Here is a 2924-nt window from a genome sequence, read left to right as displayed (position 1 = left end):
AAACTGCCGTCCACTTTGGGGTCGACAGGATCAAGATACAGTCGGTCTGCCCATGAGACAAGCACTGCTGCACCAGCGGTTCAGCATTTGAACCAATGGCAGGGTTGGCGTGACGGGATTGCAAACTGCAAGGCACAACCCGGATAGAGCACGTATTACATCCCATCGAGTTCACGGATTGAAACGGTCTCTGAGGATAAATTCAAAGGGCTCTGATAACAGTGGATTGTCTGCGGGGCTGCGGAGGTTTTATGAGACGGCCCCAGGAACACATTAGGTCATGAATGAACCTCTGACAACACAGGAGAGTAAGCCTCATGTGCGCAAAAGGGACTCCAAGTTACGTCGCGGGCTCGGCCCACGCAACTCGGTGGCGAATCCCACTCGCGAGAGCATCTGCAGCGTTTCACCCACTGAACCTAGGCCCAGTGTTTGGTGCAGTGCCTCCCTCGGTCCGCGCATTTCCGGGAACTCCTGCAGGGCCTGAGACAACGGGTGCATGTCCACACCCGCAGCCGTGGCCAGCAGGTGAGTGCGCACATAGGCGCGGCCAGAGGCCACTTGTGTCCGGCGCGTGTTGTCCGGGCTGGCCAACCACAAAAAGCCGCTGCCCGTCTCGAAGGGGACCCATCGCTCCATCACACGCTCCAGCGCCTTGCTACCCCTTGCAGGCACCTCCATTGGATCGAAAAGGCCGACCGTGTGCAGGGCACGCACCAGCGGACTGTTCAGGCTGATGCCATCGGGGTTCGCTGCAATAGCACCGGGCCCGATGCGCATCAGGCGGGCTGACTCGAGCCAAGTGCGTGCCGTGGTAGCTTCGATCTCGTAGGCCTCGCGGGTGATACGGCGGATCGGATCCATCGCTGCCGCGCCAGCCGCCACACCGCTGCGCAGGCCAAAGCGGGTGGCCGTCTCGCCCCAGCTGCGCACGAGCGCCTCCGGCAGGGCGCGATCGATCGCGTAGGCAGTTTTACCCGAATGGCGACGCACGATCTGGGCAAACAAGGGATCGGCGGGCGCACTGCCAGGTTCGCCCAGAACCAATGTCGCTACGCGGCTGCCCTTTGGCAGAGCCTGGTCAGCGGGTGTACCTTCCGGAAAAAGTTCGACCTTCAGTGACAAGCTGCGCTGGGCAGCGGCGATCACAGCCAACTCGAGAAAAGCACCACAGCCAATCAGTATCTGCCGCCCGAAGGGATCGGTCTCGGGCAGCAACCGCTCACCATCGCAAGTCAGGTGAATTCGACCAGCTTCCCGCAGGTCGGCAATCCAAGGCTGGCGGTTGTGGGGGTTGGGTGCCAGCAGAGCATGTGCAAGGATAAATCGCCGCGTGTCGGTCTCGCGATCAGGACTGCGCCAGGGTTCGACAGCTGCCTCGGGCAGTTGGCCACTGCACCCCGTGAGCGTGCCAGTGGCGGCAAGCACGGTACCACCGCCCAAGAGGCGAATGAAGGCTCGGCGACTTGGGACGGCTTCGGTAACAACTTCGGAGAATTTCACCGAGGAATTCACTCGTTTATTCAACTCCATCCTCATCTCCACGTTAAAGAATTTCATTGGGTAGACGCCAAAAAAAGGTCAATCGGGGGTATTGTGTGGACCCTTCTGCATGTACACAATTGATTATTTATTTATCTCTGAATTTCATTTATGAATAACATGTTTGACTGGTCGCTCGTGCGTTCATTCCTTGCCGTACTTGAAAATGGCAGTCTTCTTGCAGCCGCACGCCAACTGCAAACGAGCCAGCCCACCATCGGCCGACATGTGGCTGAGCTTGAATCCCAGTTAGGCTTAGTTCTATTCGAGCGGACAGGACGAGGGCTGTTACCCACCGAGGCAGCACTTCGCCTGGCCGAATCTGCGCGCATCATGCAAAGTGGAGCCGATGGGCTTGCACGCAGTGTGGCTAGTTCCGATCGTTCAACCTCTGGAACAGTGCGCATCAGTGCTAGCCAACCCATGGCGTGCTTTGTACTGCCCCCTTTGCTGGCACAGATGCGTCTGACATTGCCAGAGGTGCAAGTAGAGTTAGTCGCCAGTAATTCCGTAAGCAACCTCCTGAAACGAGAAGCCGATATCGCGGTTCGCATGGTTCAACCAGAGCAGGCCACCATCATTGCTCGGCGGGTGGGAAAAGTTTTTTTGAAGGCATGTGCTCATCAGGATTACCTGCGTCGTCGCGGCGTGCCACGTCAACCCGCCGACCTGCTGGGTCATGATCTCATCGGGGGGGACCGAAAAGACGACACGGTGAAAGGCTTCCTCTCGCAAGGCCTACACGTCGAACGGGAGCACTTTGCGTTTCGGACCGACGACTTGATCGTCGTCTGGCAGGCCGTGCGAGCAGGGTTGGGAATTGGCTTTGTCAGCGAGCACCAGATCCGTACCGATCCTGCAGTGATCACGGTTCTGCCTAAACTGAAAATTGAGCCGCTACCGGTTTGGCTGGTTGTTCACAAAGAAATCCGTACCAGTAAACGGATTCGGGCCGTCTATGACTTCTTGTCTGATGCTTTACCCAGGGCAATTTAAAACTTGAGTTTTTCACCGGGGACTGGCGATTCATTCATATCGACAAGGTGATTACCACCCTTCCGCAGAAGGGCGCAAGTCAAGTTCGAAAGTCCACGCGTCGCGTGCTTGCTGGTGCAACCACCAGTAAGTGTCGGCGATATGGTCCGGATTCAGGATGCCATCAGGTCCGACTTCCTTGACGCGTTGTACAAAATGCTCACGCGCAAAAGCCGTATCGATCAGGCCATCGATGACCACATGCGCCACATGCAGCCCCTCAGGACCCAGTTCCCGCGCCATGGACTGAGCGAGCGACCGCAGCGCCGCCTTGCCACCAGCGAAGGCCGCAAAACCTGCAGCGCCGCGCAGACTGGCCGTGGCGCCAGTGAAGAGCAATGTTCCAC

The 2924-nt window shown here is 58.0% G+C and carries 3 protein-coding genes; 1 reads left to right on the top strand and 2 read right to left on the bottom strand.

The features are described from left to right. Positions 1-315: 315 nt before the first annotated feature. Positions 316-1503, bottom strand: coding sequence for an Acg family FMN-binding oxidoreductase (locus tag ACOVRJ_RS17670; protein WP_422045147.1), 1188 nt, complete (start codon positions 1501-1503; stop codon positions 316-318). A gap of 150 nt (positions 1504-1653) precedes the next feature. On the opposite strand from ACOVRJ_RS17670, the gene ACOVRJ_RS17665 reads away from it, so the two are divergent. Beyond that, positions 1654-2538 carry a LysR family transcriptional regulator gene (locus ACOVRJ_RS17665; protein ID WP_409749919.1) on the top strand — a complete coding sequence of 295 codons (885 nt, stop codon included), beginning with the start codon at positions 1654-1656 and terminating at the stop codon, positions 2536-2538. Between the two features lie 51 nt (positions 2539-2589). Here ACOVRJ_RS17665 and ACOVRJ_RS17660 read toward each other — a convergent pair. Next, positions 2590-2924, bottom strand: a 335-nt coding sequence (locus ACOVRJ_RS17660; RefSeq protein ID WP_422045146.1) for an SDR family oxidoreductase, incomplete at its 5' end; no start/stop codon positions are given.

This window comes from Roseateles sp. (assembly GCF_049240545.1).
Lineage (GTDB): Bacteria > Pseudomonadota > Gammaproteobacteria > Burkholderiales > Burkholderiaceae_C > Paucibacter_A.
This window is presented reverse-complemented; position numbering and strand designations above follow the sequence as displayed.

What these genes read in the sequence shown, in the direction of transcription:
- ACOVRJ_RS17665 (WP_409749919.1), top strand. Translation starts at nt 1,654, where the DNA reads ATGAATAACATGTTTGACTGGTCGCTCGTGCGTTCATTCCTTGCCGTA.